This is a genomic window from Clostridium sp. HV4-5-A1G, from assembly GCF_900184915.1.
In the GTDB taxonomy this organism is placed as follows: domain Bacteria; phylum Bacillota; class Clostridia; order Clostridiales; family Clostridiaceae; genus Clostridium_B; species Clostridium_B aromativorans.
Genome location: NZ_FXYI02000230.1, coordinates 1 through 4441 on the forward strand (window position 1 = coordinate 1; position 4441 = coordinate 4441).

At 30.4% G+C, this 4441-nt stretch carries 5 protein-coding genes; 2 read left to right on the forward strand and 3 right to left on the reverse strand.

All coding sequences use genetic code 11. The features are described from left to right. Positions 1-169: 169 nt before the first annotated feature. Positions 170-550 (forward strand): adenosylmethionine decarboxylase, encoded by a 381-nt coding sequence (speD, locus tag J5G60_RS16760; RefSeq protein ID WP_150358939.1) that lies wholly within the window; start codon positions 170-172, stop codon positions 548-550. Positions 551-597: 47 nt separating this feature from the next. Continuing rightward, the gene (locus tag J5G60_RS16765; protein WP_150358940.1) at positions 598-1485 is read left to right on the forward strand and encodes a GNAT family N-acetyltransferase; all 888 of its coding nucleotides are present in this window, start codon (positions 598-600) and stop codon (positions 1483-1485) included. A 50-nt stretch (positions 1486-1535) separates the two neighbouring features. Here J5G60_RS16765 and J5G60_RS16770 read toward each other — a convergent pair whose 3' ends face one another. The 3 genes from J5G60_RS16770 to J5G60_RS16780 form a co-directional block, all read right to left on the reverse strand. Next, positions 1536-2732 carry a pyridoxal phosphate-dependent aminotransferase gene (locus J5G60_RS16770; RefSeq protein ID WP_150358941.1) on the reverse strand — a complete coding sequence of 399 codons (1197 nt, stop codon included), beginning with the start codon at positions 2730-2732 and terminating at the stop codon, positions 1536-1538. Between the two features lie 65 nt (positions 2733-2797). Continuing rightward, complete coding sequence (locus J5G60_RS16775) at positions 2798-2953, reverse strand: hypothetical protein (RefSeq protein ID WP_179977354.1); 156 nt, start codon at positions 2951-2953, stop codon at positions 2798-2800. Between the two features lie 57 nt (positions 2954-3010). Then, entirely contained in the window at positions 3011-4195 is a 1185-nt protein-coding gene (locus J5G60_RS16780) for an aminotransferase-like domain-containing protein (RefSeq protein ID WP_150358942.1), read from the reverse strand. Positions 4196-4441 lie beyond the last annotated feature (246 nt).

Here is a 4441-nt window from a genome sequence, read left to right on the forward strand (position 1 = left end):
ATTTTATAAGATATTTCTTTTTCTTCAATATATATAGGAAATTAGAGAAATATATAAGTATTCAAAGGTTTCAAAAGTAAATTTTTAATATTGCTATATATATTGACTTTTTCATTATTTTTGATAAAATTTAATTGTTATATTTTATCTAAGGGGGTAAATATGAAAAATGAATGAATTAGGACGGCACATTTTGGCAGAAATCTACGGATGTGATGCTGAAATATTGGATAGCAAAGAATTTATAGAGAAAATAATGGTGGATTCTGCATTAAAGGCAGGTGCTGAAATAAGAGAAGTTGCTTTTCACAAATTCAGTCCACAGGGTGTAAGTGGTGTAGTTATAATATCAGAATCCCATTTAACCATCCATACATGGCCAGAACTTGGTTATGCTGCTGTGGACGTATTTACTTGTGGAGATAGAATAAATCCTTGGGATGCATGCAATTATATGACGGAGAAGTTTAATGCAAAAAATATGACAGCAACTGAGATAAAAAGAGGTATATTCGAACATGTGGTAGAAGTAAAAGCCTCAAATATATAAGAGATCATCGTGTAAGGTGATCTTTTATTTTATAAGGTGAAAATTAAATGTATAAATGTATAAAGCTAATAAAGAAAAATTTAAAATATTTTAGAGAACTAAATAGTAAGCGAACCCTATTTAATTCTTTAAATAAGGATTTTTTTCAGGTCTATGACAATTGTAATTTTATTCAAAAGATGATTCTGAGAAATAAAGTAAAACTTATCAAAAACAATGTCAAATATATAGGCTACATTTGGACAGATATCTATAATAAGAATGTTTGCTATATAAATGCTATGAATGTATTATATGGATACAATAATATGAGTAGTTTGCCCTATAAATATTTAATAAATACCATTAAGGAAAATTGCATCATAAGATATTTATGTGAAAACAATGATTATAATTTTAAGCTGTTAAAAAGTGTGGGATTTGAAAAAAAGGAAGGTACATTGATTTTGTATAAGGAGCTTCCTGAAAATATGCATTTTATTTTAAATAGAGAACTCGAATTTGAAATGCTGCAGAAAGGTAAAGATGAAGGAAAAAGATGTGAAATACAAAATAAAATATTTCAAGAGGACAATAGAGTTCCCCTTACTTTGGAAGATATTTTTTTTGATGAAGTTCAGGATTATTATTTTGAAAAAGGTGCAGTTTTTTTAAAAAAGAACAATGAATATATAGGATATGGACAGTTTATTATAGAAAATGGTATTCCTGTTATAGTAAATTTTGGTATAATAAAAGAATTCAGAGGGAAGGGATATAGTAAATTTCTCTTAATGTATATTTTGAAATTAATACATTCCAATGGATTCAATAAAATAATAATAAAAGTAAAGAACTCCAATTATATAGCTTTAAATTTGTATAAAAGTGTTGGATTTGAAGTGAAAAAGGAACAATATTATTTGGAGTTAAGGCATGGAGATAATGATTTTTGAATGGAAAAAGGTTAAAACGAGCCACCTGTAAAACAGGTGGCTATAATTAATTATTCTCTTGCATTTTTATATTCTTCTATTGCTATTTTCAATAGATTTACAGCGTCTTTTAAATCATCACAGTTCAAGCAATAGGATATTCTTATTTCATCTTCCCCTAATCCTGGTGTAGCATAAAAACCATTAGCAGGAGCAACCATTACTGTCTTTCCATCCTTTTCAAAATCGGTCAATAAGAATTTTGCAAAGTTTTCCGCATTTTTAACAGGTAATTTTGCAACTACATAAAAAGCACCGCTTGGCTTTTTACATATCACTCCAGGTATTTTGCCAAGGCCTTCCATTAATATGTCTCTTCTTTTTTGATATTCTGCTCTTGTTTCAACAAAATAGCTTTCGGGAGTATCTTTTAATGCAGTAGCTCCAATTTGTTCTACCGTAGGAACGCAAAGTCTAGACTGGCATAATTTCATTACATTGTGAATAAATTCCTTATTTTTTGAGGCAACTAGTCCAATTCTTGCACCACATGCACTATAACGTTTAGATATACTATCCACTACAATTACTCTATCGGCGATGTCCTTTAGACTTAGAATAGAAGTGTAATTTAATCCATCATATACAAATTCCCTATAAACTTCATCTGCTATAAGGTATAAGTCATGTTCCTTAGCTATATCTCCAAGCATTCTGAGCTCTTCTGCAGAATATACTGTACCTGTTGGGTTTCCAGGATTTGAAATCATAAGTGCCCTTGTTTTATCAGTTATTTTACTTTCTATTACGTCTTTACTTGGCAGATGGAATCCCTCTTCTGCTTTTGTCAAATATGGAACCATTTTAGCTGAAGCTGTTTCTGCAAATCCATTGTAGTTTGTATAAAATGGTTCAGGTGAAATTATTTCATCTCCAGGATCGCATATAGTCATGAAAGTTAACATTATAGCTTCACTACCGCCGTTGGTTACTACTAATTCATCTTTAGTAAATTCCGTACCCCATTTTTTATAATACTCTATAAAACTTTCCTGTAATTCATCCATTCCCTGTGATTCTGTATATGCTAGAACACTGGTTTTAAATTTTTCAATTGCCTTAAAAAATAAATCTGGAGTCTTTACATCAGGTTGTCCAATATTTAAATGATACACCTTTATACCTCTTTTTTTTGCAGCAGTTGCATAAGGTGCCAATTTACGTATAGGTGAAAATTGCATGTTTAAAATTCTATTTGATAATTTCATAAGAAATATCCCTCCACTTTTGATTTAAATTAGCTAGGCTATAAAAATGTCGCAATGAAATCTCTTCATTTAATTATATTTTTTATAGGAATATGAATTGATTTTAATTCAAACATACTTTGATTTTGAAAATTATTGAAATAACCCCTATCTCCAATACAATTAGCTCTTAATTTACATTTTTTTTCTTCCAGTTCTTCAGAATTTTTTATATCATACATGATATCCTCTCCTTTTAGAGAAAGTTTAACCCAAAAGGAGAGATTTTATTCTATAAATTAGTAATATTTATAAAGTACTTTTCCAAGTCTTTTAATTCCCTCTACAATTTTGTCTTCTGACATGCATGAATAATTTAATCTGAAATAATTATCACGTGCACTATTCGGGAAGAAAGAACCTCCTGGAACATAGGCTACTTTTTCTTTTAAGGCTTCTTCCAATATTTTTTTTGAACTTAAACCTTCCCTTAATTCAACCCACGCGAACAATCCTCCATAGGGGCTGGTATGCTTAACTTCCTTTGGAAAATACTCATCTATACTTTGAAGCATAAGAGTTCGACGTTTACCATAAACTTTTTTTATCTCATTTATATGCTCATTTAGATTATAAGTTTTCATAAATAGTGCAGTGGCCCTTTGATCTAAACTGCTAGATTGTAGATCTGCTCCTTGTTTTATTATGACATATTTTTGAAGTATCTCAGGAGCAGCACATATCCAACCAATTCTAAAACCAGGACAAAATGTTTTTGAATATGTGCCAAGGTATATTACCCATCCATCTTTATCAAAACTCTTTATAGAAGGATGAGTTGTACCTTCAAAAATAAGTTCGCCATAAGGATTGTCCTCAATCACAGGAACTTTGTATTCTTTAGCCAGCTCAGCTAACCTTTTTCTTCTGTCATCAGACATGGTTATTCCCGTAGGATTTTGAAAATCTGGAATGGTATAGATCATTTTCACTCTTTTATTTGTTTTGAGTTCTTCCTCAAGTTTTTCAATTATCATACCATTTTCATCCATTTCTATTTCGGTAAATTTAGGTCTGTAGGCATTAAATGCATTGATTGCTCCCATATAACTTGGGCTTTCGCATACTATGGTATCTCCTTCATTTACAAACATCCTTGCGGAAAATTCAATTCCCTGTTGAGAACCGCTGGTTATGATTATATCCTCACCGGTTACATTTACTCCTGAAGCAACCATTCTCTGTTTTGCTATTATCTCTCTTAAAGGTTTAAATCCTTCTGTAGTACTATATTGCATAGTACCAATGCCGTCTTGATCTAAAACATCCTGCATTACTTTTTTCATTTCTCTTACAGGAAACAATTCTGGTGCAGGCAATCCTCCAGCAAAAGAAATTATTTCAGGCATCTCAGTTAATTTTAAAAGTTCCCTTATTTCTGAAGCTTTTAGTCCTTCTGCTCGTTGTGAAAAACTTATCTCCATGAAAAATCCCCCCTAGATAAATATTTGAAATGCAATAATTCCCATATCACCTTCTTCAAATAAATGTATAAATAATGTTACTTTTTTATAAAATGCAATAATACATATTAAAAGTCAAAAAAATCAGAAAAATCATATTGCTGTTATTTGATTTATAAATGTATTATCTTATACATGTCTCTTATAAAAATCTCAGAGCCAACGAGACAGTACTATATATCGTATCCAGTCTTATGCTTGAAAAAA

Coding starts and splice junctions, on each gene's coding strand:
- J5G60_RS16775 (WP_179977354.1), bottom strand. CDS start 2,953: ATGTATGATATAAAAAATTCTGAAGAACTGGAAGAAAAAAAATGTAAA.
- speD (WP_150358939.1), top strand. CDS start 170: ATGAATGAATTAGGACGGCACATTTTGGCAGAAATCTACGGATGTGAT.
- J5G60_RS16780 (WP_150358942.1), bottom strand. CDS start 4,195: ATGGAGATAAGTTTTTCACAACGAGCAGAAGGACTAAAAGCTTCAGAA.
- J5G60_RS16770 (WP_150358941.1), bottom strand. CDS start 2,732: ATGAAATTATCAAATAGAATTTTAAACATGCAATTTTCACCTATACGT.
- J5G60_RS16765 (WP_150358940.1), top strand. CDS start 598: ATGTATAAATGTATAAAGCTAATAAAGAAAAATTTAAAATATTTTAGA.